This window comes from Microseira sp. BLCC-F43, from assembly GCF_041929235.1.
Lineage (GTDB): Bacteria > Cyanobacteriota > Cyanobacteriia > Cyanobacteriales > Aerosakkonemataceae > Microseira.
On the sequence record NZ_JBHFNP010000152.1, the window covers coordinates 19332 to 41923 of the forward strand.

Genomic DNA, 22592 nt, shown 5'->3' on the forward strand with positions numbered 1-22592 from the left:
CGGACATTATATCAGTTAAAGCTGACTAAAAATTCAACCTGTTTTGACAGGTTCAGAACTGACGCAAAGACACTAAATATCGCGTAATGGTGCGTTACGCTAGCGCTAACGCACCCTACATATAGAAACTTTAACCAACAGCAAACTCAGTAAATTTCCGTTTATAGGGAGCCTTAAATGCCAAAACTATATCTTGTGCGCGGAACACCAGCTTCTACTAATTCATTAGCAACTCCGATTTCTGTACCATCCCGTTATATCCAAATTTTGCCATCTTTAATTTCCACGTAAATGATACAACCAAATACTCTGGTTAAATCTTGCCAACCAATATTAAGAACTTGATAGCGCTCGCGCTCTGTATCAAATATTAGTTGCACTTCTGTCTGACTATTTGGACGATTTTTTACATGATTTTTCAGAATTGTTTGTACCACTTCTGGGTAATTTAGTTTCTCCATCTCACAATCTCCTCTCTTTCTGGGTTAAAAATTAATTTTGAATATGCCATAGCAGCATTAGAAAAATTTGGGTTTGACACTAAATATGGTGAATGGTGCGTTATGCGATCGCTAACGCACCCTACATATCTACATATAGAAACTGAAACTTCAACCTGTTTTAACAGGTTTTAGCTTTCAGCCTGAAATTTATTTCAGGGCTGCAAACTCTGACTATTACCCATTACCCATTACCCATTACCTAATTCGACTTCCCATCGCTGCCCAAATATTCCCGATATCCGCAAATCTTATCGCCTCGAATATCAAACGAAACCGCAATTCTATTTTTATAAGGTTCACCCCGCATTTTACCCTCATCCCGAAACTCAAAAACAACCGTCGTATCGCTGCTAGTAACTCGCTCTATCGAGGTAATTGTAATGCCTGGGCTGAAGAGTTCACTCACATACTCAAAAAATGCCCTTGCTCTTTCTTTCCCCTCATTTAAGCCGTGGAAAGAACCGACGGGAAACCAAAAAGTAAAATCATCGGTGAGCATATCTAAAAACGAGTCCCACTCCCCCGTCGCCAAGCCGTGAGTAAAGTACTCGAATCCCTGCTGGGCGACTGCCATCGTGTCTTGCTTCATTGCGGTTGTTAAGTTTCAGCTATCAGCTTTTATTATCCTGTTCGATGGGGGCATTGCGATCGCAAAACCAGACGCTCCCCTCATTCCCAGGCTGAGCCTGGGAATGAGAAAATAGAGGCTCAGCCTCTAGCTCAAACGAGCAACGCCATGAAAAGTAGAGTTTCAATTGTCGATTACTCAAACTCACATCGCCCTGCAATTCGTAGAATTCTCGAACATATAGGCTGGGCAGAGCAATACATTACTGCTAGCGAACACAACGCTGATGTTTTTTCGCAGAATTCCGATATCTATGGCGTATACATTGCTATTCACAACGATATAGCGATCGCATTCATTTACGTGCAATTCCATATTTGGAATCAACTTGCTCAAATTCAAGGATTGGCAGTCGATCCAACCTATCAAAGACAAGGTATAGCCTCAGCATTGGTAGACAAAGCAGAAGCTTTTGCACGACTCAAAAAGGCACGAGGCATTTATGTTGATACACCCGTTTTAAATGCTAAAGGAAGAAGCTTCTATGAAGCCGCTGGTTATCAATTTGCCTACATCATGCCGCGTTATTACGAAGATACTCTCGATGGAGTAACGTATCAAAAGTTTTTTTGAACAAAAACCATGACAGGCATCTGCATTCGGTGGCATCTTTTCGATTAATATCGATTGTAGGGGCACGGCGAGAGAAAACCTTCTCGTTAACGGCAAAGCTGATTTATGCCGTGCCCCTACCAGGATCGTTGATATTGCATGTTTCTGGCACAACACATATCGTCATTATCTTCTAATATCAAATCCGGTTCGACAACCCCTATAATCTTCTTTCTTCTTGGCGAACAGGCGCGTCTTGGCGGTTCATTTAAAAGGAGGGTCATGGAAGCGGATTTGGTATAATATCCAACTATCCTATTAAGCTTACAAAGCTTTATCCCATTCCAACTGATGACTTAAATTATACTTAATAAAGTCTTCAGTTGTAGCTTTATCATTCTTCCCAAAAACACCTAAACTGTAAGGATTTTCTTCCATCCGCTGACTGACTAATTCCCGTTCAAACTGGAGCGATTCTTCTCTAGAATTCTCAGGTTTAAAGAAATCTACAACCAAAACAGTCCTTTCGTAATCGGTGTAATTATGCGGACAGTGGGGATAGCTGTGATCTAAAATCATAAATTCGCCTTCATGCCAATAAAGCTTGTCATGGCAGATTTTCATCGCCACATCTCCTTCTGGTACAATTAACCCTAAATAACCGCGATTCATGTGCGGGTTATAATTCACATGCAGTTTAACATCCAGCCCTGGAAGAAATGTCCCAAAATAGACATTTCTGAGAATGTTGTCATTCAGCGAATTTGTTGCTTCTATCGCCTTAGTTAAATTGGGAAAGTATCTTTCTCTTAATTCCCGTGCTTTTTCGGGTACATCCTGTAACTCATACTGAGGATATTGAATTTGATGCACTTGAATATATTGTTCAATAAACAGTCCTTGAAATAGCACCCCAAAAGCGCTATACTTCGACTTACCTTTGGTCTTAATCGTTTGACTTTTAGGCCCCATCACGTCAAAGGTAAACTGCAACTCTTCCTGAGAAGCTTTCTGCCTAAAGTTGGTGAATTCATCTCGAATCGCTTCCCAGTTCTCTTGCAGGGTGTTCAGAAAAGGGAACTGCTTTGGGTCTAAATGATACTCGTTAAAAGTTTCCATTGTCTTTTCTCCTGAATGCGATCGCATAGAACCCGGTATAATTCCATTCTAGAAGCTTGATTTTACACCTGTGTCTGAAACTATAGTTCTGGATAGACTGATCAAAAACGTCCGCGTAGTTCGTCCCAATCAATCATCGGTGGATCGCCTGGATCTGGGAATAAAAGATGGTAAATTCAGCCAAATTTCACCGGAAATCAGCCCAGAACAGGCACTAGAGGTGTTTGACGCTCAAAACCTACTCGGTTTTCCAGGGGTGGTTGATGCCCACATGCACATCGGCATCTATCAACCCCTCGACCAAGATGCTGTCACCGAAAGCAAAGCAGCGGCAATGGGGGGAGTGACCACCAGCTTGAACTATATCCGCACGGGTCAGTATTACCTGAATAAAGGTGGTTCTTACAAAGATTTTTTCCCTGAAGTGCTGGCTTTATCAGATGGCAATTTTTTTGTTGATTATGGCTATCATATAGCGCCGATTAGCCCTCAGCATATCGAAGAAATGCAGTGGTTGTTTGAGCAGCATGGGGTCGCTTCGTTCAAAATTTTTATGTTTTATGGAGGTTATGGCCTTCACGGTCTTTCCGAGCAACAGAATCTATTTTTAATGATTAATAAGGAAGACCGTTACGACTTCGCTCACTTTGAATTTATCATGCGGAGTTTGTCTAAATTAAGGGAACGTTACCCCGCGATGCAAGAATCGATCAGCCTCAGTTTGCACTGTGAAGTGGCTGATATTCTCAATGCTTATACTAAAATTGTGCAACAAGATTCTAGCCTGACTGGACTCAATGCTTATAGCGCTGCCCGTCCTCCCCATTCAGAAGGTTTAGCTATTTGCATTGCATCTTATCTGGCTCACGAAACTAATTGTGTCAACATCAATTTGCTGCATCTAAGTTCTCGTAAAGCTGTGGAAGCAGCTTTGATGATGCAAGCAACTTTTCCCCACATTAACTTTAAGCGAGAAGTTACAGTGGGTCATTTGTTGTTAGATGTAGATGCCCCCACGGGTAAATGGGCAAAAGTCAATCCGCCGATTCGCCCGCGTGCAGATGTGGAATATTTATGGAATGCCGTATTGCAAAATCAAGTTGATTGGATTGTGAGCGATCATGCCTGTTGTTCGGCAGAGCAAAAAGCCAGCTTCAAAGAGCCGGAAAACATTTGGTTGGCTAAATCTGGCTTTGGTGGTACGGAATATTTGCTATCAGGAATTGTCAGCGAAGGTAGCAAGCGGGGTATGTCATATAACCAAATGGCAAAGTTATTGTGTTGGAATCCGGCACAACGATTTGGTTTGTTTGAAAAGGGCGATATTGCTATTGGGTATGATGCCGATTTGGTGCTAGTAGATCCAAATGAAACGTTTGTTGTTCGTGCTGCTGAATCAGAGTCACAACAAGGTTATACCCCCTTTGAGGGGATGGAGTTAACGGGAAGGGTTAAGAACACATTTTTACGCGGGAATTTGATTTATGACCGGGGGCAGGTATTGGGGTCACCTTTGGGGCGGTATTTGAAGCGATCGCACCAATTAAATTGACACAATTTCTATGAGTTGGTGAAGAGCGATCGCAAATCCCGTTTCCCATGAACCACTCGGACAATTTCAACCCGATCGGTTATGACTTGATACAGGATGATGTAACCCTCCAACGGCAAACCCCGCAAGTTAGCCCTTAACTCACTGTAACTACGACCGGAATTGGGAAAAGAGACAATCTGCTGACATCGCCGCTCGAATTCATCCAAAAACCGCTCACCTGCTGCAATATTAACTTGAGCAAAATAATCTGCGATCGCTTGCAAATCTCGCGATGCAGGCAGCGAAATTACATACCGCACAACTACTGCGCCTCTCTTGCTTTTTGTAATTTAGCTCGCAACTGATTCATAAACGTTTCCCCATCGACGACTTCACCCCGTTCCAAAGCGGCGATTCCCTCTTCCACTTTGGCGCGAGTATCAGCTAACCAAGCTTGGTAAGCTAGTTGCTCAGTTTCTAACAAGGCTAACGCTGCGGAAATCACCTCATCGACTGTTTGGAACTCTCCCTGAGTTAGCAAATTTTGTACAACAATTTCTTGTTCGGGTTTGAGAGTAATGTTCATAGCCATCTCACAATAGCGAACTTTCCACAACGTACTTCCTCATTCTAGCTTAAATTCTAGCCTTACCGAACTCAATTTTACGCGGGAATTTGATTTACGATCGCGGGCAGGTATTGGGTTCACCTTTGGGGCGGTATTTGAAGCGATCGCACCAATTAAATTGAGACAATTGCAATAGACCTCTTGCATAAATGCCTTGAAATAAAACCGGAGGCTCTGCCTCCTCGACCTCGTTCCCAGGCTGGAGCCTGGGAACGAGAATCTAGAGGCAGAGCCTCTAGTTGCAAAACCGGAGGCTCTGCCTCCTCGACCTCGTTCCCAGGCTGGAGCCTGGGAACGAGAATCTAGAGGCAGAGCCTCTTTTCTTTGCATCAGCCTGAGATTAAAAATTTCTCTCCATTGCGAGGCAAGTTAAGAATCATTTTTTTTCAACCAATCTCCAATGCCATAAGGGTCATTTAGCGGCGCCGAAACATGTTCGTGCCGAATTTGCCAGCTACCTGCTTGATTTTTCTCAAGTACATAAGTAGCCCGAAAAGTTTGTTGCAGAAGTTGACCGTTTACACCTACTGTTAGCAGTATTATTCCTGCTACCCAAGCGAAATCACCAGCCGCTTCGGTAAACGGCCCTTCTACCCACTCAATTTTTTCCAAGGTTAGTCCAGAATTGCAAAAATCTCGCCAACCCTTGGAAATATGGGTATAGCCAATAGTAGAGTAGCGAGGCCCTTCCACAAAAACGTAAGTATCTTCTCTAGGAACGTAACTCTGGCAAATACGCTCCAATTCTTTGTGCATGATAGCACGATAAAAGCTATTAATTTGCTCGATTGCAGTTGTCATTTTAATACTCAAGTCCCAGTTCTTCTGCGATCGCTTCCAGATCTCGATTGTTTTCCGGATGTTCTAAAGCCTCTAGTTCTTGTTGGACAATCCGCAGGATGCGAGCAATATATTCTGCCTGCCAGCGTTGGCGTTCCAGAGCCGCTGTTTTGTCGGGTTCGTAGGCATCAATTTCAGATTTACTCAGTATTCCTTTGGCTTCTAGGAGGCGCTCTATAGTATCCAAGCGTTCGCGAGTAACGGCATGTTCCATAGCTACAGCCATAGTAATATTGAGTACCCGTTCAACAGCGGGATCTTCAAAGAAATATGGACGTTTTCCTTTACTCTTACTATTCGCTAAAATCAAGTCATTAATCTCTTGCATAGTTACTTACTTTGAGGTTGAAAACATTAGTATTTCCAGGCACCAAATACATTCCAAACAGGCGAACGACCGTAATCTTCTACCTTTTGATCGGCTTGTTGGCCTTCTGGGATGTCATTTACTGCTTTGACGCCGATTTGGATGAAGGCATTTTCTTTAAACCCAGCCTGGAGCATGAGTTTTTTTACATCTATGTCGTGCATCTTAGACCAAAAGGGTTCGTTGTTATAATAGGCATCCCAATCCCGGATGAATTGCTCGTACAGATCCATATCTTCGGTGTATTGTGGTTGTTCGATATGAAGATTTAAACCACCGGGCTTCAGCATTCGATAAATTTCTTCTACGATTTTGTGGAGGGCTTTATCGGATGTTTCGTGCAAAAACATGGTGGTTTGAATCCAATCGAATGACTCATCTGCAAATCCGGTATTCGTACCATCCATCTGGATAAAGGTGACGTTGTTGACGCCTAAGTCTTGAGCGCGAGCATGTCCGTATCTCAACATAGGAGCAGCTACATCAATGGCGATGACTTCAGCATCGGGATAAGCTTGCGCTATGGGAAGTACGTTGTGACCTAATCCGCAACCGATATCAAGGATGCGTTTGGGCTGAAATTCCACATGCTCGGTTTTCAGCCACTGAGCGATCGCCAGACCTCCTCCATCATTCATTCGCCCTAGTAAGCCAGTTGTTGTGACAAATAGCCCGGAGTCGTAATTAGCCGCAGCTGTTACGTCTCCCTCTATAAGTTCCGTGTAATAACTACCTGGCATACAGTGATGATCCACTACTCGAACATAATGGGGGATTTCCACTTCCGGATTGAGTTTAAGCGTATCTTTGCCCTGATTCAGATGGTTTGCTTTTTCTGCCAGTTCATCTGCCTGACGCAATACCAACGAACGACCTGCTTGTTGTCTCATTTCCATAGCACATCGGCGCATAGCACTCCAAGTCTGATAGTAAGTGTCTTTTTTCATGGCTTCATGCACCTCTTTTCGCGTTTCCAAGTCGCGACCGTATTCTTGTTCAAAGGTCGGACGAACACGCTTTTCATAGGCGATTTTATTCCCAGGAGAAACAACACTTGCCAGGTAACGATTCAAATTAGCCAGAAAATTATAGCGAGCGATTTCGTCATGCTTAGCTTCCGGAAACACAGCATGTTTTCCCACTCTATTCCAAACAGGAGGTAGGTTATATTGACTCATTTGTTCCAGTTCCAGGGATAGTAGGTGTGAAACGGGGGTTCCCAGGCATGGTACCAAGCATGGGGATAGCCGCCACGCACTAGGGCAAAGTATCCAGTTTCTGTGTGTGTCGGACCGTGGGGAATCAGTGGTGGACGCCAAAAATAGCAGCCTGGAGTCATGTGACCTGCATGTGTTGTGATACTGCCTTGGAGGACAAAGTTCTCCTCTGGAATGGGATGATACTCGGCAGAAGTTTCGGCAAACTGCGGTAAACACCCCAGAAGCCAGGTGCTTCTTCCGCCTTCAGGCTCCTTACGCAAGGTTTTTCTCATCGCTCCTGGCGGGAAACCTGGGGTTAGAGTTTGAGACCAGGGAATCAGCTCAGAACTCAGGGAGGGGATGTAGAGTTGTCTGTTGGCTCCCGGTGCATCGTCCCATGATTGCACAAAGCTGGGATGGCGGTCAGGCATCCATAAAGCTGTAGTCTTTTCTTGGGCAATCCACGGTTCAATGCAAACCCCTTCCGGAATGAAGCCATAAGTGTAGCGTCCCAGACGAAGTTGCCCAATCCGCATTTCTCCACTGATAACAAAAATTTCCACGTTGCAGTTGAAATAACCAGAATCGCTTTCCCAGGTTCGCGTCCACTCGACCAGTTCGGTGGAGGCATTTGTTTCAGTATCGAAGCTCAGAATGCGTGTCAAGGCACCTTCGGTGAGGCCATCTACAACCCATGATTTTTGCACGACATCCGCTGATTGAATGAACTCAATGTGCTTTCTTGCCATATCGTTAGTTACCTGTTCCGTCAAGGAAATCACCTACTACTTTGGCTATTGCTTCAGGCATTTGATTCATCATGCAGATTGTCCCGCCTTCAATTTCAACCATTTTTGCCTGAGGAATTGCTGTTGAAATAAAATGCCTATTATCTGCCTTGGATAAACCTAGTCGTTCAAGTTGTTTTATGTCTTCGGTTCCCGACATTATCAGGATAGGACACTTAATTAAACGAAATCGTTCTTCTACAGCATCGATATAATTTATCACCGCCCAAGGTGCATACAAAGGATAGCCAAAGCATTTCAAATCGTCTAAAACCCAACGATGATTTAACTCAGCAGAACCTATATATTCTGCTCTAGCTGACCATCTTTCCATCAGGTGGGAGCCATCTGCTTTGATTTTGAAATCTTCAAATTTCTTGGCGAGAGCTGCTTTTGTCTCTTCGCTAAAGTTATCCACGTTACATAATATAATTTTTTCAACCCGATCGGGATAAGCTGCCGCTACTTCTCCTGCGATATAAGCCCCTGTATGGTTTCCCAGGATGCTTACTGTTTGTAGACCTAATGAGTCTAGGAGTAAGACGACGGTTTTTGCGTAGTCCTCCATTGAATACATTCTTGAAGGTTTGTCGGAATCTCCCAGCCCCAATAAGTCCATCGCGATCGCGCGGTACTTTTGTGCCAAAATCGGCATCAACTCTCGATACTCGTCACTACTGCGAGGGTTCATATGCAATAGCAGCAAAGGCTCTCCCTCCCCGCCTATTCGGTAATGAATTTGCCCATCTTCTGTGTCTAGGAAAGCACGCTTAATTGGGTTGATCATTTTATTTTCTCAACTCAAAATGTGTTATCGCATCCGTTCTTCTTGAATTAAAGTACGTTGGTAAATTTGATTGTTCTTCAACCAATGCCAAGTGCGGGCGCGATAGTTATTGCAGGGACTAATCAAAATCATTTCATATAAAGACATCTCGGGCATGTTTTTATAGGTGAAGTGCAGGATAATGGTAGTATCGTCCGCTTCCCAGGCGCAACCATCTATACGTTCCGTGTCAAACCAGAGTTTTTTATCCCGGTACATTCCTGGAAATTGATATTCCTCCCGCTTACCGTCAGCCCACTCATACCGATTAGTTTGGTAATAGGGATAGTCTCTATCTTCTGGAAATTGGCAAGTTAAATGGGAGTTGTATTTATCAAGGATATTTCCCTGATTATCTATTACCGTATACGTCCCCACCCAGTCGCCTTCGTGTCGGACGAGTACGGGCATTTCATCGCGTATAGACATAGCTTTGTTCCTCAATTTATTCAATCTTAAACCACCAAGGATCGGGTATAGACTCAGTTTTAACTAACAAGGCTTTTTTTCGCATAAATCGTTTTATCCCAGCATCCCCCATGCGCGAACCTCCCATTCCCGAATATTTAAACGAGTTTTTCTCGCCTTCGTAAATCAGTGCAGTTAACGCACAATCGTTGATGCTAATCGCCCCGCAGTTGATTTGCTGGGCTATTGCGATCGCTTCTGATTCCTCCCCCGCAAAAACCGCCCCACTCAATCCATAAATACTATCATTTGCTAGATAAATCGCCTCCTCAATGTTAGAAAATGACATAATCGGCATAATTGGACCAAAGGTTTCTTCCGCCATCACCTTCATCTGATGATTCACTTGCGTCAGGACAGTCGGACGACACCAAAAACCGCCATCCAATTCTTCGACTGTTCCTCCACAATGTACCTTTGCTCCTTTTTGAACTGCATCATCGAGGTGTTCTTGAATAATAGCCGCTTGTCTTTCAGCAATAATCGGGCCAATTTCTCCGCTTTCAATTCTGGGATACGCTAGCTGAACTCGTTGCGCTTTTTCTGTCAATTTCACTACAAAATTATCGAAAATAGATTCGTGTACGTAAATCCGTTCAATCGATAAACAGGATTGTCCTGTATTAACAACTGACCCCCATAATAAAGACGAAGTTGCTAATTCTATATTTGCCGATTCTAAAACAATTGCCGGGTCTTTTCCTCCTAATTCTAAAAATGCGGGAATAAATCGCTTCGCTGCTGCTTCTGCAACTTTTTTACCCGTGGCGACGCTGCCTGTAAAACATACTAAATCGACCAATTCTATTAAATTTGCACCCGTATCGCCTGCGCCTTCGATGTAGGTTAATATATCGCGTAAGTTGGGAACTGATGCAATTGTTTCTAGTAAGGGTTGAATAAATCTAGGGGCAATTTCGCTGGGTTTTACGATGACTGCACACCCGGCTAGTAAGGCGGGAATTGTATCAATAATAGAAAGTAATAGGGGGAAGTTCCACGGACTGATGACCCCAACTAATGGGTAGGGAACGAGTTGACTTTGCAGGCGGATAAAGGGAATCGTTGTGTTTTTTGATTGTTCTGATAATAAGTCTGGGGCTATTCTACACCAGCGGTCGATGCTGGAAATGAATGAATCAATTTCTAGGATTGATATGGGTAATCTGCCGGTGTCGGTTATTAATGCTTCTTTTAGTCGATCTTTTTGGGATAAGATTGCTTGTTTCCACTGTTGTAATGTTTCAATTCTGTGGGATAGTCCTTGCTGTTGCCAATTGATTTGTGCTTGGCGCAGGTGGGTGCTTTTTTCCGCCAGTTGTTCGGATGTTGGCGGGGTAATTGTGTAGTCGGTTTTTCCGGTTCTGGGATTGCGTATGTTAATCTGTTGGGTCATATCAATTTTTGAAGAATTGAACCGCCGAGACGCAGAGGACGCAGAGGAAGGAAGGCGATCGAGAGATTTTTAGATTATGCCTAAGTTAGATAGGTTTTCGATGGTTTTTTGTTGGGTTTGGATGAAGTGTTTTCGATCTATTTCTGGATTTAGCATTGTGTTGGGGGGGTAAATTTGGGTTTGGTGGTAGGTTTGGGCGTAAAGTTCTAGTCTTTGGCGGGAAAGGAGGTTATTTAGTCCGGGGCGGCGGCGGTATCTTCGCAATGCTGCGAGATCGATTTCGGCGAAGGCTGCCATGCTTTCTCCTGTTGCTGTTTCTGCTAAGATTAATCCGCGATAATCTATGATTTTAGAGCCGCCGTCGGCTGATGAAGTTGGGATCGATGTGTTGGCTATTCCGGCTGTGTTGGCTGATATTACGTAGGCCATGTTTTCGACGGCACGGCATATTTTGGCGGCGTCTTTTGGCGAGGGATCTCTACCATATACTTCGGAGGTGGAATGTAAAAATATCTCTGCGCCCCGCAAGGCTAAGCAGCGGGCTACTTCTGGATACAATATTTCTTCGGATGCTAGTGCTGCTAAGTTGCCGATGGCTGTTTTGGCTACGGGGAATACTCCATCTAATCCGTAACATTCGAGGTATTTGTCCCACACGTCGTGGGGTGTGGGGGCAAACATGGAATTGAGGCGTCGATAGCGCAAGATTATCGTGCCGGAAGGATCGATGATAAAGCAGGTTTGGAAGTATAAGCCTGGAAAGTTGGGGTCAAGTTCGTAGGCGTTTCCGGCTAAAAAGATGTTGTGTTTTTGGGCAATTTTAGCGAGGGCTTCGTATTCTGCGCCTGCCATTTCGATGCAAGCTTTTTCTGCCCAAACTGTTAGGGATTCTCCCATCGGAAAGCCGGTGAGGAAATATTCTGGCAGGACGATTAATTTGCAGTCAAAGCCGATAAAGGCGATACTGGCGGCGATTTGTTGTTCTAAGCGAGCGATCGCTTGGTATATTAGCGATCGCGCTTCTTCTCTATCCCGCGCCGCGTTGACTGCATGGCACGTCACCTGGAGTGCTAAAACCCTGAATGAGTCCATTTTGTTCGCCGATTGGGGTTGCCCAGATTTTAGCTCAAGAATGCGATCGCTTCCTCACACCAAGCTAACCATTCCGTTTCGGAGCGAATTCCCTGCCTTAAGGTCAAATACACGTATTTTCCCTCAATCGGCAGCGTTTCCGGGTTCTTAAAGTACTTTTGCTCGATTTCTCGATATGTCGCTAATCTTTCCAAGTGCTGTGCCCGGTGATTTTCCAGTTCCGCCAGCATAGTCTGCACGGGAACTACATACCCGGCAAACAGTTTAACCAGCAACTCATCCTTCATCGGACCGATCTCACCAGGCTTGGCAATCCATTCTCTCAAATGTGCCTTGCCCTCCTCCGTCACATTGTAAAGTTTTTTATCCGGTCTTCCCTCTTGATGGACTCTTTCAGCACTGATAAAACCAAGTTCTTCTAACTTTGTCAGTTCTCGGTAAATCTGCTGATGCGTTGCCTTCCAGAAGAAGCCCACAGACCCATCAAACCGCTTTGCTAAGTCGTATCCGCTACATGGTTTCTCGATTAACGCTGCCAAAATTGCCTCTGCTAAAGCCATAACTCACCCTTGACATATGCAATTTGTTGAGTATACAGTGAACCCATAACTGCAATTAGTTGCATATTAAACGAGTTGCAAAAAGAGCTCGAGAGGATTTGACCATGACATTTATTTCTGTAACGAGGTTGCGTTTGCGATCGCGTCTCTATCTACCACCATTTTTGTTGAACGTATTGCTAAGTACGTGGCAAGTTATCAACACGAAAGGTTTTAAAGGAGGGAAGCTTTTAGTAGATGCAAATCAAACTTATTGGACAATGACAGCTTGGGAAGAACAAGCAGCGATGAAAATTTACCGCAACGCAGGCGCACACCGCAGCGTCATGCCAAAAATTCAAGATTGGTGCGATGAAGCTTCATTAGTTCACTGGCGACAAGAAGATGACAATCTTCCCGACTGGATAGAAGTTCACGAACGCCTAATTAAAGAGGGTTTTTTAACTAAACTATCTCATCCTTCACCTGCTCATTTGCAGCGAAATATCCCGCAACCTAAATCCTCTAAAATAGGACTGAGATTGCATCCCAGAATCAAATACAGAACTCCTAGAAACCGGGTTTCTTTGTTTTAGCTAGCAAAAATCGAGGATACACACATGGCTACCTTTCATTCAGAAGAAGTACAGCAAATTCTGCAACGGGCAATGAATCATCAACAAACCGGAGAATTTTCAGAACAACAGCTAAAAGAAATGGCAACAGAACTGGGAATTTCTGCCTCTGCACTGCAAATTGCCCAACAAGAATGGCAGCAAGATCGAGAAAAAATCCAACAGAAACAGGTAGTGGACGCCCGCCGCCAAAGAGGGTTTAAAGCACATTTGATTCCATTCGTAGCGGTCAATACCTTTTTAATACTTTTGAACCTAGTAACTAACCCGAAATATTTTTGGGCAGTATATCCCTTACTGGGTTGGGGGTTAGGTCTAGGAATTCACGGTTCATGTACGTACCATCTAAAAGATGAAAAGTACTCAGCCGCATCTATCGGAAGATTGAAATATTAAAAGCAAACATGGGGCGGTTTTGAGCTAAGCTTCTAGCAGGGTAACAAATTTGGCATCAAGTGAAATATATCGCTCTACTGCTGTTAGTAACTTTATGGTTTGTGCTGGCACACCCGGCACAAGCATCCTTCTGTCGCACCTCGGATCGCCGCGTCATTTGCATCAAAAGTATCAAGCGCAGTGCCAAGAATTACTGGGAGTATCGGGCAGTTGTTAGCATTGATGGGGTGGCAAGGCCACTTGAGGTTTATAATTGTCGCTATCCACCAAACAGTGGACAAAAGTGGAAAACCACTTCTTTCATTGCAGAGGTAGCCAGCCTTAGTTACAAACTACGTTTTGGGGGTCATGACACCTACGGGTGCTTTCGGTGCCTGTAGCCCTGTCTTCAATCGTTAAACATCCGTATTTGGTTAAGGAAGTGCGATTGACACAACAAGCCCTCAAAACATTGGCGAGGAAAACATTACCCCGAAAGGGAGGACATTGATGTCTAATTTTGTATTTGTTATCGATACCAACGGACAACAGCTTAACCCCGTACCACCAGGACAAGCGAGGCGATTGTTAAAACAACGAAAAGCAGCTATTTATCGACGTTACCCATTGACAATCGTACTCAAATACGCAGTATCTCATCCCCAAACACAGCCCCATCAATTAAAAATTGATCCTGGTTCTCTCTTAACAGGATTAGCAATTGTCCGGGATGACAAAGTAATTTGGGGTGCCGAATTAACCCACAGGGGACAACAAATTAACAACGACTTAGAATCGCGTCGTGCAATTCGTCGTCACCGCAGAAACCGGAAAACCAGGTATCGCCAAGCACGGTTTAAAAACCGGACTCGTAAACCAGGATGGTTGCCACCTAGCATAGAGTCTAGAATCGCAAATATCCTGACATGGGTAAACCGGATACGCCGATACGTGCCGATTGCAAGCATATCTCAGGAGTTGGTTAAATTTGACACCCAAGCAATGTCAAACCCGGAAATATCTGGTAGAGAGTACCAACAAGGAGAACTAGCAGGCTACGAGATTAGAGAATATTTACTAGAAAAATGGGGAAGAAAATGTGCTTACTGCCATGCAGAAAATGTCCCCTTAGAAATTGAACATATTCACCCCAAATCAAAAGGTGGAAGTTCCCGAGTCTCTAATTTGACAATTGCTTGTAACGCTTGCAACCTTGCCAAAGGAAATCAAGATATTAAAGATTTCTTGCCACAGAAACCAGACGTGTTAAATCGGATCTTAAAACAAGCAAAACAACCCCTGAAAGATGCAGCAGCAGTAAATAGTACCCGCTGGCAACTCTTCAACAGATTAAAAGCAACATCATTACCTGTAGAAACTTCAACCGGCGGTCGCACCAAATACAATCGGACTCGATTGAAATTACCAAAAACTCATTGGTTAGATGCAGCTTGCGTGGGGGTAGTGTCCGAATTAAAAATCTTGACTTCACAACCTTTATTGATTCAAGCCAAAGGATGGGGCAGCCGTCAGATGTGCCAGCCTAATAAATATGGCTTCCCAATTAAACACAAAACACGGTGCAAGGAATTTTTTGGTTTTGAAACAGGTGACATGGTACAAGCAACGCTGCCTACAGGAAAATTTGCGGGGACTCATGTCGGTAGGCTAATTGTCAGAGCGAGTGGAGTTTTTGAAATGATTTGTGCCACAGGAAAAGTCAGTCCAGTCCGTTACAAATACTGTAGGACAATTCACCGCAATGATGGCTATATGTATAAGTTCTCCGCTATTGTCCCTGGAATTGGCGATTAGATGTGTCGCGATCGCACAAAAATTCGCCCCGATGGAACCCTGGTGCCATTTGAATCCAATGGTGCAGGCGAACTAATCTGCAATCTCCTCAAAAAATAGAAATAACGCTAATATGATCGAGGCGTTCTGTTAATTAAGATCTTGTACCTTACCACCAACCCGCCCGGAAATAAATTTCCGGGCTAATAGCAAAAGTCCATTAAAATGGACTGAATTATTTTCCCAGTCCTGTTTAGAGGACTTTCGCTATTAGCCAGGGATTTCAATCCCTGGCGGGTTGTGGAAGCTATGGCAAAATCTCAACTAACCCAAATCAATCGAGGAAAAATTCAATGGTGACAAAAGAAGAAATCCTGCAAAACTTTAATCCCAACGATATTGGTATCGATAACGGCAACTTTTTGGGACTTCCCTTTGATTACGAATCTGCCAATATTATCGTCTTCGGCGTACCCTGGGAAGTAACAGTTTCCTATGGCGGCGGTACAGCATCTGGTCCAGGGAGAGTTTTAGCAGCTTCTCGCCAACTAGATATCTACGATTTCGACAATCCAGAAGGCTGGAAACAAGGTATTTTCATGGGAGAAATTCCTGCCCATATCCAGCAAAAAAATGAAGCCAAGAGACAAGATGCTACCCGAATCATCGAACATTTGGAACAAGGATATCGCATCGAAGACGATCCCGATCTTTCACAAATCCTAAAAAACATCGCTCGCGAATGCCAAAACGTCAATCAATGGCTATTTGATAACGCTACTGCTGCCATAAACCAAGGTAAAAAAGTAGCAGTAATTGGCGGAGATCACAGCGTCCCCTTGGGATATATCCAAGCATTAGCACAACATTATCCAGACTTTGGAATTTTACACATAGACGCCCACGCCGACTTACGCGACGCCTACGAAGGATTCCAATATTCTCATGCCTCAATCATGTTTAACGCCCTACAATTGCCGCAAATATCCAAATTAGTTCAAGTAGGAATTCGCGACATTTGTCAAGATGAAATTAACATAATTCAACAATCCAACGGACGAATTTCCACCTACTACGATCCGATGTTGAAACAAAAACTTTATGCAGGCATTCCCTGGTTAGAAATCTGCAAGCAAATCGTCGCAGAATTGCCCCAACAAGTTTACATCAGCTTCGACGTAGATGGACTAGACCCCAAACTATGTCCCAACACAGGAACACCCGTCCCCGGAGGATTAGAACTAGAACAAACTTATTGCTTATTCCGAGAACTCCTACATAGCGGACGCCAAATTATTGGCTTTGACATCTGCGAAGTTGGCGATGGTGAATGGGATGGTAACGTAGGAGCAAGAGCAGTTTATAAACTGTGCAATTTAATGGCATTATCCCAGTAAAAGCTCACCCAAGTTGCTAGTTATCTCGCCAACAGCGGCTAATGGCTAATCGCTAATGGCTAATGTCAGTAAAAATCCTATATTAGCAATTAGCAATTAGCAATTAGCAATTAGCATTTCCTGCCAATTAAAAGATAAGTCATCATCTCGCCCTTGCCTTTAATTTTAATTTCACCCCTTGCCTCAAACTCGAAGCGATCGCCCAACCTTTCGTAAGTATCAGCAGTTACCTGAATCGCCCCTGGCATACCATGAGACTCCATCCGACTGGCGACATTAACCGTATCGCCCCAAAGGTCATAAATAAACTTTTTCGTACCAATTACCCCAGCAACAACCGGACCCGTATTAATCCCAATTCGGATATTACAATTGCTGTCATGCCTTTTGTTAAATTCAGCAATTTCCTCGCGCATATCCAGCGCCATTTCTGCCACCGCCTCAGCATGATCCGGACGTGGATTGGGAATCCCCCCCGCCACCATATACGCATCGCCAATCGTCTTGATTTTCTCCAAACCATATCGTTCGGTCAAGCGATCGAACGCCGAGAAAATTTCATTCAGCAACGAAACTAATTCTTCTGGCGATACCTGTGAAGATAGCTCGGTAAACTTAACGATATCGGCAAATAAAATCGTCACTTCAGCAAATCCATCGGCAATGCTTTGGTGTTGATCTTTCAGGCGACTCGCAATCGGTTCGGGCAGAATATTGAGTAACAAACGCTCGGATTTTTCCTGTTCTACTGCGAGTTCCTCGTTAGCCTTGCGTAAATCTGCCGTGCGTTCGATTACGCGCAATTCTAACTCTTTCGCAGTGTGCTTCAACCTGGCAATTACCAGGGTTATCCCCATTATTCCCAATAAAGAAATCCCGGCTAAGGTGAGCGAAGTTTCTTTCAAACCATCCTCAGTTTTTTTCATCACTCGATCGATGGGAGTGGAAATTTCCAAAATTCCTCGCACGTCTCCAACCTGCCAATCTTTTTTAGGACTATCAGCCAGGGTGTTGTGACAACCGATGCAGCTAGGTTTGAGGATATCCGCCTGTGCATATCGCAGGCATATACGACCGTGAAAATTTTCAAAGCGAATAAATTTTTCATCGGGATGCTGTCTCAAATAACTCAGCGCTTCCCGTTCAAAATCATCTTTAGCACCCCCTTCAGATTGCCGCGAAGGAAAGGGGTAATCGCTATACAGTCGCACTGACATTCCAGGGTTTTCTGCACTCAAGCGCTTACCGAGTTCGATCAAAAATGTAACTGGTACGGGGATGGATCCCATTTGGTTTTGATAGGTGTCGGTGACGATCAAATCTTCGTGAATCGCTTTGATCCGATCGACAACCTCAGAACTGTAAACCGTGCGTGCTTCTTGGATTGCTTGGGCATATAATGCTGTATTTTGTATAGCTTGCCATTTAACTAAACCCGATGATAAGCGGGACATATTCCAAACAGCTGCCGTTACTCCTGCAAAGAAAAAGAGAATCAGTAACAGGATAGTTCGCCTGTACAGAAGTTGGAGCAATGTTTCTAGGAATTTGGCAATCGACTGGCGGATTGTCAGTTTAATTTTAGGGGTGCTGTTGAGATTCATGGAATCATTCCCAGATTGGTATCGAGCTATAAGTTAGATAGGTGGCACCGAGCAAAAATCCCGTTTGTAGTAGGGGCACGCCAGGATTAATTTTGTTAAATTATCCTCGATATCTAATTTGCCCTGCCCCTATTCCTCCACGATTAGATCTTCAACATCGGCGATCGCCATTTCGCGCCATCGCTTATTCTTCCAGTAGATGCCCCATTACTACTACGAAGTAAATTTATATACTGGATTGCCCGTCGGCGAATGGTTCATCTCGCTCGTTCCAATCTAACAATTCTTGCTTCTAATCGATCCAGGCGTTGTTTCTGTTCGATAACTAAGGTAGAAAGTCGAGCAAACATCGGATCGCTTGATGGGATTCGCCTCGTACTTCTCGGAGGGAGGGGAACCTCTACGGGGGGAGGAGATTCCCTGGGGATAGTGCTTGACGAACTCAGTTGATTAATTTGGCTTTCGATGCGGTATAACTCGGATTGCAAGCTCAAAACTCGCGACTCTAAACTAGAAAGGCGGGTTTCCACTCCACCATCGGCGGCAATAGAGACGGTGGCGTTTTGTTTGAGTAACGCCGGGGTGATGATAGCGATTGCTGCTAAAATGAGTGCCAGTGCGAACGCCACAACAGCACTTTTTTGCTTCCGTCTCCCGTTCATCAACTCTCCTTAAAGATGGCGAACGAATCAGAATTTAGTCCTTCTCTACACAGATTTAGCCAATCCCACTTCGGAGCGCATCTATCATACGATTGGTTATCGACCCATCAGCGATTGCAGCAACTATTCATTTATCAAGCATTAAGTAAAGGCGGGTTTTACAGACATTTTAGATAAACCCGCCCCCAGCTCAATTCCCCATCTAAAATCCCCTCAACCCCGCAGCAAATTCCATACCTGTTCGTCAGTAAAATCCGGCACAACATTAAACGCCCCTGCTGCCAACAAAGTCTGAGGATTGTGAGTAGAAGCAATCCCAATAGTCAAAATACCCGCACCCACAGCAGAACGAATTCCTGCTGGAGAATCCTCAAAAACCAACCCTTGCTCTGGCGCAATATCTAATAAATTCAAAGCCATTCTATACAAAGCTGGGTCTGGTTTAGAGACTCCCGCATTTGACGCCACAACAACCGGATTAAACGCTTCTGTTAACCCCAAAACCGAGAGCATAAGCTCAACATTTTTAGGAGGAGCATTAGTTACCAATGCGCGTTTTAAATTGCATTCTTCTGTCCAAGCAAGAATCCGATCCAATCCCGCAACAGGTTTTAATTCCGATGCCAATTCGCGAAATCGAGCTTCTTTATATTCAGCCAACTCGTAATTTTCAGTTTCTGACAGTTCGGGCAATATATCTTTTATAACTAATGGATTCAATCCCCCGCTAATGCGACTATCATAAAACTTTTGATCGATTTCCAAGCCATAATCTTCCAACACTTCTTTCCAAACCCTGTAATGCAAAGGGTCTGTATTAACTAAAGTTCCATCTAAGTCGAATAAAATTGCTCTCAGCATAATCCCCAAATCCAATATAGCTGTAATAAACCCAACCCCACTGTTCTATTTTACCCCCTTCGCGCTACTTCAATAACCTACCTCTTCTTTTCTCCTCTCTCTGCGTCCTCTGCGTCCTCTGCGGTTCATTTAGATATTCTTCTGACGCGAAAAGCATAATACTTACCCCCACCGCTTTAACTTTAAATCAAATCAGCGCACATAAGAAGCCCCATTGATATCGATAGTAGTACCAGTAGCATGGGGCGCCAAACCAGAAGCCAAAAAAGCGATAACATTAGCAACATCTTCCGGCGGGGCAATTTTTCCCATCGGAATATCGCGGGTAAGGAAATCCTCTCCATAATCTTGGATAAATTTCTCCGCCATTTCTGTACGAACAAAACCAGGCGCAACAGCAAAAGCGAGGATATTATCCTTGGCAAATCCTCGTGCAATACTGCGCGTCAGGGAAATAATCCCACCTTTAGATGCAGCATAATGCATATATTCCGGCGTATCGCCTCGAAAAGCAGCGCGACTGGCGACGTTGATGATTGTGCCACCATTGCGACTTTTAAAATGATGAATTGCTTCGCGACATAAATCCGCAACCGCAATTAAATTAACTTGTAAAGTTTTCTGCCAAGCACTTGACCAAAGAGCCAAGTTGTCATCCACTCCGGCGGCTAACATAATACCGGCATTGTTGACTAAAATATCAATGCGTCCTTGCCAGGATATTGCATCCTTCCACAAGGTTACCGCCCCATTTTCTTGGGTGAAATCTGCTGGGAGTAAATGAATGCGATCGCATCCAATCTCCCCCACTATTTCTTCAGCTTTATCCCGCTGACTACAATAATGCAAAATCACCATCGCCCCAGCATTTGCCAATGTCCGCACCGTCACCGCGCCAATACCCGATGACCCCCCCGTAACTAAGATGACTTTTCCCGTTAAATCAATCATAATTTATCCTTAAAATTGTAGGTTGGGTTTCGTTACCTCAACCCAACCCCAGAGATTATTTCAGTTGGGTTTATTCGAGTAACTAATGGCTAATAGAACAATCAGAACAAATGCTCCCTTTAGCAATTAGCCATTAGCCAGCCTTAACTACTCAACAAACAGTTTAAACTGCGACCCATCAATCCGTCCCGACTGATACAAAGTTTCGGCAATCTCCCCTATCGTCAAAACAGCATGACCCCGATAACCGTTTTCCTTCAATCTATCCTTGACCCCCTTTCCATGATCGATAAACACCACGATATCTTCTACATGCAATCCCACTGATTTCAGTTTCTCCGCTCCTTGCATCACGCTTTTACCGCTAATTAGAATATCATCGATTACGACAACTTTTTCACCAGGTGCAAAATGTCCCTCAATTAACCGTTTCGTCCCGTGTTCTTTAACCTCCTTGCGCGGAAATATCATCGGACGTTCTAAGCGCAAAGCTAACCCAGTCGCCGTCGGTAAAGAACCATAAGGAATTCCGGCAATTCGGTCAAATTCCAATTGTTTGAGAATCTCCGCATATGCACCTAAAATTTGATGGAAGATTTGGGGTTTGGAAATAATAGTCCGCAGGTCGATATAATAGGGAAAAGTTGCCCCCGACGCTTGCACGTGTTCGCCAAAAATAATACAGCCAATGTCGAAAAGCTGTAAAATTAAATCTCGATGCGGGTCGGATTGCAAAAAGCAAACATTCGGCAACCATAAATCGCAAGTCGGATTTCCTTGTACAACCCGCTGACGTTCTTGGTTGATAGTATCCCGCAGCTTTTCTATTTCCTGGGATGGATGTTCAACAGTTAACAACTCAGTCGGAATTGGAACTAATAAACCCTGCCCTTCCGCATTTAAACCCGCTGACAATAACTTTGCCAAATCTTGCTCATCCGACCAAGTTCCTTGCATTAAAATTAGGCGTTCCGGTGCCGTTGCCCGCATCTTCGCTACAATATCCGGCATCGCCGCACCGACTTTCAACCCCACTTGTTCCGGACTGCCCCAAGTTTGCGCTTGCTTGACAAGATGCAAATAAAATGGTAAATATGCCGCTGGGTGTTCTTGCAATACCGCCGCAGAAGGGTTAGCCGTCGCGCACAGGACAAAGACAGCCTTGTTGGGATAAACCAAAAACGGGGCTATCTGTTCGTGTCCAGCATAGGGTAAAACGGTACAAGCATCCACCAGCCAATTTTCAAATGCGGTACGGGCGAAGACGGTGCTGGTATTAATGTCGCCGTGTTTGGCATCCAAAATTACCGGGATGTGAGGGGGGATAGTCGCCAAAGTATGTTGGAGCAATTCTAAACCGGGGATACCCAGCGCTTGGTAAAAGTCGAGGGTAAGTATATACGCAGACACCAATTCCTCGGTTTGGGAGATGACGAAGGGTAACCAGTCCCAGAGTTGGCGTAGGGATGACAAGCGTTCGCTTCCCGACAACACCTCCGGATCTGGGTCAAGTGCCGCGTAAAGCAAGCTCTGATTGCGATCCATCGCCACAAGCAACTTATCAAAAAAATTCATACTTTTATCTCTTGACGCAAACCCGATTACTTTGTTATCGTGAATAGTAATAGGAATATCATCAACTATCAAACAAAAACCCCGCAAATGTATCATAGCAGTTACTATTTTTATTTTTGGTATCCAGAGGTTCACCGGAAGTGAATCCAGTACCCCCTGGAAACCCCCGGTGAACCGCAGAACAAAATCTGCGGTTTTTTGTTTTGTAGGATAACTCCTAATACCAAATACCCGCACCATTTTCCCTCACCCTTAAGGG

At 44.3% G+C, this 22592-nt stretch carries 27 protein-coding genes; 7 read left to right on the top strand and 20 right to left on the bottom strand.

Annotation, left to right across the window (positions count from 1 at the left end):
• Positions 1 to 130: 130 nt before the first annotated feature.
• The 3 genes from ACE1CM_RS21625 to ACE1CM_RS21635 form a co-directional block, all read right to left on the bottom strand.
• The gene (locus ACE1CM_RS21625) at positions 131 to 208 is read right to left on the bottom strand and encodes an element excision factor XisI family protein (RefSeq protein WP_374880318.1); all 78 of its coding nucleotides are present in this window, start codon (positions 206 to 208) and stop codon (positions 131 to 133) included.
• Between the two features lie 46 nt (positions 209 to 254).
• Complete coding sequence (locus ACE1CM_RS21630) at positions 255 to 461, bottom strand: element excision factor XisI family protein (protein WP_374880234.1); 207 nt, start codon at positions 459 to 461, stop codon at positions 255 to 257.
• Between the two features lie 241 nt (positions 462 to 702).
• Complete coding sequence (locus ACE1CM_RS21635; protein WP_374880236.1) at positions 703 to 1092, bottom strand: nuclear transport factor 2 family protein; 390 nt, start codon at positions 1090 to 1092, stop codon at positions 703 to 705.
• A 147-nt stretch (positions 1093 to 1239) separates the two neighbouring features.
• Here ACE1CM_RS21635 and ACE1CM_RS21640 point away from each other — a divergent pair, with 147 nt between their 5' ends.
• Entirely contained in the window at positions 1240 to 1704 is a 465-nt protein-coding gene (locus ACE1CM_RS21640; protein WP_374880238.1) for a GNAT family N-acetyltransferase, read from the top strand.
• Between the two features lie 303 nt (positions 1705 to 2007).
• Here ACE1CM_RS21640 and ACE1CM_RS21645 read toward each other — a convergent pair whose 3' ends face one another.
• Positions 2008 to 2802: an aspartyl/asparaginyl beta-hydroxylase domain-containing protein gene (locus tag ACE1CM_RS21645; RefSeq protein ID WP_374880240.1), complete on the bottom strand. Its 795-nt coding sequence runs from the start codon at positions 2800 to 2802 to the stop codon at positions 2008 to 2010.
• A 70-nt stretch (positions 2803 to 2872) separates the two neighbouring features.
• On the opposite strand from ACE1CM_RS21645, the gene ACE1CM_RS21650 reads away from it, so the two are divergent.
• Positions 2873 to 4354, top strand: a complete 1482-nt coding sequence (locus ACE1CM_RS21650) for a dihydroorotase family protein (protein WP_374880242.1) — start codon at positions 2873 to 2875, stop codon at positions 4352 to 4354.
• Positions 4355 to 4362: 8 nt separating this feature from the next.
• On the opposite strand, the gene ACE1CM_RS21655 is transcribed toward ACE1CM_RS21650, so the two are convergent.
• From ACE1CM_RS21655 to ACE1CM_RS21705, 11 genes are all read right to left on the bottom strand, one after another.
• Positions 4363 to 4656 (bottom strand): type II toxin-antitoxin system RelE/ParE family toxin, encoded by a 294-nt coding sequence (locus ACE1CM_RS21655; RefSeq protein ID WP_374880244.1) that lies wholly within the window; start codon positions 4654 to 4656, stop codon positions 4363 to 4365.
• 2 nt (positions 4657 to 4658) lie between these two features.
• A complete protein-coding gene (locus ACE1CM_RS21660; protein ID WP_374880246.1) occupies positions 4659 to 4922 on the bottom strand; it encodes a type II toxin-antitoxin system ParD family antitoxin in 264 nt (87 codons plus the stop codon).
• 411 nt (positions 4923 to 5333) lie between these two features.
• Positions 5334 to 5765, bottom strand: coding sequence for a YybH family protein (locus ACE1CM_RS21665; protein WP_374880247.1), 432 nt, complete (start codon positions 5763 to 5765; stop codon positions 5334 to 5336).
• Position 5766: 1 nt separating this feature from the next.
• Positions 5767 to 6132, bottom strand: coding sequence for a hypothetical protein (locus ACE1CM_RS21670; RefSeq protein ID WP_374880249.1), 366 nt, complete (start codon positions 6130 to 6132; stop codon positions 5767 to 5769).
• Between the two features lie 26 nt (positions 6133 to 6158).
• On the bottom strand, positions 6159 to 7349 hold the full coding sequence (locus ACE1CM_RS21675; protein ID WP_374880250.1) for a class I SAM-dependent methyltransferase: 1191 nt from the start codon (positions 7347 to 7349) through the stop codon (positions 6159 to 6161).
• Complete coding sequence (locus tag ACE1CM_RS21680) at positions 7346 to 8119, bottom strand: DUF4437 domain-containing protein (RefSeq protein ID WP_374880252.1); 774 nt, start codon at positions 8117 to 8119, stop codon at positions 7346 to 7348. Before ACE1CM_RS21680 ends, ACE1CM_RS21675 begins: the two co-directional genes overlap by 4 nt.
• 4 nt (positions 8120 to 8123) lie before the next feature.
• Positions 8124 to 8945 (bottom strand): alpha/beta fold hydrolase, encoded by an 822-nt coding sequence (locus ACE1CM_RS21685; protein ID WP_374880253.1) that lies wholly within the window; start codon positions 8943 to 8945, stop codon positions 8124 to 8126.
• 24 nt (positions 8946 to 8969) lie between these two features.
• On the bottom strand, positions 8970 to 9413 hold the full coding sequence (locus ACE1CM_RS21690; RefSeq protein WP_374880255.1) for a DUF3598 family protein: 444 nt from the start codon (positions 9411 to 9413) through the stop codon (positions 8970 to 8972).
• A gap of 16 nt (positions 9414 to 9429) precedes the next feature.
• On the bottom strand, positions 9430 to 10848 hold the full coding sequence (locus ACE1CM_RS21695) for an aldehyde dehydrogenase family protein (protein WP_374880256.1): 1419 nt from the start codon (positions 10846 to 10848) through the stop codon (positions 9430 to 9432).
• 69 nt (positions 10849 to 10917) lie between these two features.
• Positions 10918 to 11940, bottom strand: a complete 1023-nt coding sequence (locus ACE1CM_RS21700) for a nitrilase-related carbon-nitrogen hydrolase (protein WP_374880258.1) — start codon at positions 11938 to 11940, stop codon at positions 10918 to 10920.
• A 29-nt stretch (positions 11941 to 11969) separates the two neighbouring features.
• Positions 11970 to 12500 carry a PadR family transcriptional regulator gene (locus ACE1CM_RS21705; RefSeq protein WP_374880260.1) on the bottom strand — a complete coding sequence of 177 codons (531 nt, stop codon included), beginning with the start codon at positions 12498 to 12500 and terminating at the stop codon, positions 11970 to 11972.
• Between the two features lie 104 nt (positions 12501 to 12604).
• Between ACE1CM_RS21705 and ACE1CM_RS21710 the strand changes: the two genes are divergently transcribed.
• The 5 genes from ACE1CM_RS21710 to ACE1CM_RS21730 all read left to right on the top strand — a co-directional run bounded on the left by ACE1CM_RS21710 (position 12605) and on the right by ACE1CM_RS21730 (position 16680).
• On the top strand, positions 12605 to 13075 hold the full coding sequence (locus tag ACE1CM_RS21710; protein ID WP_374880262.1) for a DUF3291 domain-containing protein: 471 nt from the start codon (positions 12605 to 12607) through the stop codon (positions 13073 to 13075).
• A 24-nt stretch (positions 13076 to 13099) separates the two neighbouring features.
• The gene (locus ACE1CM_RS21715) at positions 13100 to 13510 is read left to right on the top strand and encodes a 2TM domain-containing protein (protein ID WP_374880264.1); all 411 of its coding nucleotides are present in this window, start codon (positions 13100 to 13102) and stop codon (positions 13508 to 13510) included.
• A 59-nt stretch (positions 13511 to 13569) separates the two neighbouring features.
• A complete protein-coding gene (locus ACE1CM_RS21720; protein ID WP_374880266.1) occupies positions 13570 to 13890 on the top strand; it encodes a hypothetical protein in 321 nt (106 codons plus the stop codon).
• A gap of 109 nt (positions 13891 to 13999) precedes the next feature.
• Positions 14000 to 15304, top strand: a complete 1305-nt coding sequence (gene iscB, locus ACE1CM_RS21725; protein ID WP_374880268.1) for an RNA-guided endonuclease IscB — start codon at positions 14000 to 14002, stop codon at positions 15302 to 15304.
• 332 nt (positions 15305 to 15636) lie between these two features.
• On the top strand, positions 15637 to 16680 hold the full coding sequence (locus ACE1CM_RS21730) for an agmatinase family protein (protein ID WP_374880270.1): 1044 nt from the start codon (positions 15637 to 15639) through the stop codon (positions 16678 to 16680).
• A 110-nt stretch (positions 16681 to 16790) separates the two neighbouring features.
• Here ACE1CM_RS21730 and ACE1CM_RS21735 read toward each other — a convergent pair whose 3' ends face one another.
• The 5 genes from ACE1CM_RS21735 to ACE1CM_RS21755 form a co-directional block, all read right to left on the bottom strand.
• Positions 16791 to 18284 carry an adenylate/guanylate cyclase domain-containing protein gene (locus tag ACE1CM_RS21735; protein ID WP_374880272.1) on the bottom strand — a complete coding sequence of 498 codons (1494 nt, stop codon included), beginning with the start codon at positions 18282 to 18284 and terminating at the stop codon, positions 16791 to 16793.
• A 257-nt stretch (positions 18285 to 18541) separates the two neighbouring features.
• The gene (locus tag ACE1CM_RS21740; protein WP_374880274.1) at positions 18542 to 18946 is read right to left on the bottom strand and encodes a hypothetical protein; all 405 of its coding nucleotides are present in this window, start codon (positions 18944 to 18946) and stop codon (positions 18542 to 18544) included.
• 213 nt (positions 18947 to 19159) lie between these two features.
• A complete protein-coding gene (locus ACE1CM_RS21745; protein WP_374880276.1) occupies positions 19160 to 19807 on the bottom strand; it encodes an HAD family hydrolase in 648 nt (215 codons plus the stop codon).
• Between the two features lie 192 nt (positions 19808 to 19999).
• Entirely contained in the window at positions 20000 to 20758 is a 759-nt protein-coding gene (locus tag ACE1CM_RS21750) for an SDR family NAD(P)-dependent oxidoreductase (protein WP_374880277.1), read from the bottom strand.
• Between the two features lie 147 nt (positions 20759 to 20905).
• Positions 20906 to 22333: a bifunctional orotidine-5'-phosphate decarboxylase/orotate phosphoribosyltransferase gene (locus tag ACE1CM_RS21755; RefSeq protein WP_374880279.1), complete on the bottom strand. Its 1428-nt coding sequence runs from the start codon at positions 22331 to 22333 to the stop codon at positions 20906 to 20908.
• Positions 22334 to 22592: the final 259 nt, after the last annotated feature.

Bases quoted from the DNA above. Each gene is read 5' to 3' on its own strand.
- ACE1CM_RS21630 (WP_374880234.1), bottom strand. From the start codon at position 461: ATGGAGAAACTAAATTACCCAGAAGTGGTACAAACAATTCTGAAAAAT.
- ACE1CM_RS21635 (WP_374880236.1), bottom strand. From the start codon at position 1,092: ATGAAGCAAGACACGATGGCAGTCGCCCAGCAGGGATTCGAGTACTTT.
- ACE1CM_RS21640 (WP_374880238.1), top strand. From the start codon at position 1,240: ATGAAAAGTAGAGTTTCAATTGTCGATTACTCAAACTCACATCGCCCT.
- ACE1CM_RS21645 (WP_374880240.1), bottom strand. From the start codon at position 2,802: ATGGAAACTTTTAACGAGTATCATTTAGACCCAAAGCAGTTCCCTTTT.
- ACE1CM_RS21660 (WP_374880246.1), bottom strand. From the start codon at position 4,922: ATGAACATTACTCTCAAACCCGAACAAGAAATTGTTGTACAAAATTTG.
- ACE1CM_RS21665 (WP_374880247.1), bottom strand. From the start codon at position 5,765: ATGACAACTGCAATCGAGCAAATTAATAGCTTTTATCGTGCTATCATG.
- ACE1CM_RS21670 (WP_374880249.1), bottom strand. From the start codon at position 6,132: ATGCAAGAGATTAATGACTTGATTTTAGCGAATAGTAAGAGTAAAGGA.
- ACE1CM_RS21675 (WP_374880250.1), bottom strand. From the start codon at position 7,349: ATGAGTCAATATAACCTACCTCCTGTTTGGAATAGAGTGGGAAAACAT.
- ACE1CM_RS21680 (WP_374880252.1), bottom strand. From the start codon at position 8,119: ATGGCAAGAAAGCACATTGAGTTCATTCAATCAGCGGATGTCGTGCAA.
- ACE1CM_RS21685 (WP_374880253.1), bottom strand. From the start codon at position 8,945: ATGATCAACCCAATTAAGCGTGCTTTCCTAGACACAGAAGATGGGCAA.
- ACE1CM_RS21690 (WP_374880255.1), bottom strand. From the start codon at position 9,413: ATGTCTATACGCGATGAAATGCCCGTACTCGTCCGACACGAAGGCGAC.
- ACE1CM_RS21695 (WP_374880256.1), bottom strand. From the start codon at position 10,848: ATGACCCAACAGATTAACATACGCAATCCCAGAACCGGAAAAACCGAC.
- ACE1CM_RS21700 (WP_374880258.1), bottom strand. From the start codon at position 11,940: ATGGACTCATTCAGGGTTTTAGCACTCCAGGTGACGTGCCATGCAGTC.
- ACE1CM_RS21705 (WP_374880260.1), bottom strand. From the start codon at position 12,500: ATGGCTTTAGCAGAGGCAATTTTGGCAGCGTTAATCGAGAAACCATGT.
- ACE1CM_RS21710 (WP_374880262.1), top strand. From the start codon at position 12,605: ATGACATTTATTTCTGTAACGAGGTTGCGTTTGCGATCGCGTCTCTAT.
- ACE1CM_RS21715 (WP_374880264.1), top strand. From the start codon at position 13,100: ATGGCTACCTTTCATTCAGAAGAAGTACAGCAAATTCTGCAACGGGCA.
- iscB (WP_374880268.1), top strand. From the start codon at position 14,000: ATGTCTAATTTTGTATTTGTTATCGATACCAACGGACAACAGCTTAAC.
- ACE1CM_RS21730 (WP_374880270.1), top strand. From the start codon at position 15,637: ATGGTGACAAAAGAAGAAATCCTGCAAAACTTTAATCCCAACGATATT.
- ACE1CM_RS21735 (WP_374880272.1), bottom strand. From the start codon at position 18,284: ATGAATCTCAACAGCACCCCTAAAATTAAACTGACAATCCGCCAGTCG.
- ACE1CM_RS21740 (WP_374880274.1), bottom strand. From the start codon at position 18,946: ATGAACGGGAGACGGAAGCAAAAAAGTGCTGTTGTGGCGTTCGCACTG.
- ACE1CM_RS21745 (WP_374880276.1), bottom strand. From the start codon at position 19,807: ATGCTGAGAGCAATTTTATTCGACTTAGATGGAACTTTAGTTAATACA.
- ACE1CM_RS21750 (WP_374880277.1), bottom strand. From the start codon at position 20,758: ATGATTGATTTAACGGGAAAAGTCATCTTAGTTACGGGGGGGTCATCG.
- ACE1CM_RS21755 (WP_374880279.1), bottom strand. From the start codon at position 22,333: ATGAATTTTTTTGATAAGTTGCTTGTGGCGATGGATCGCAATCAGAGC.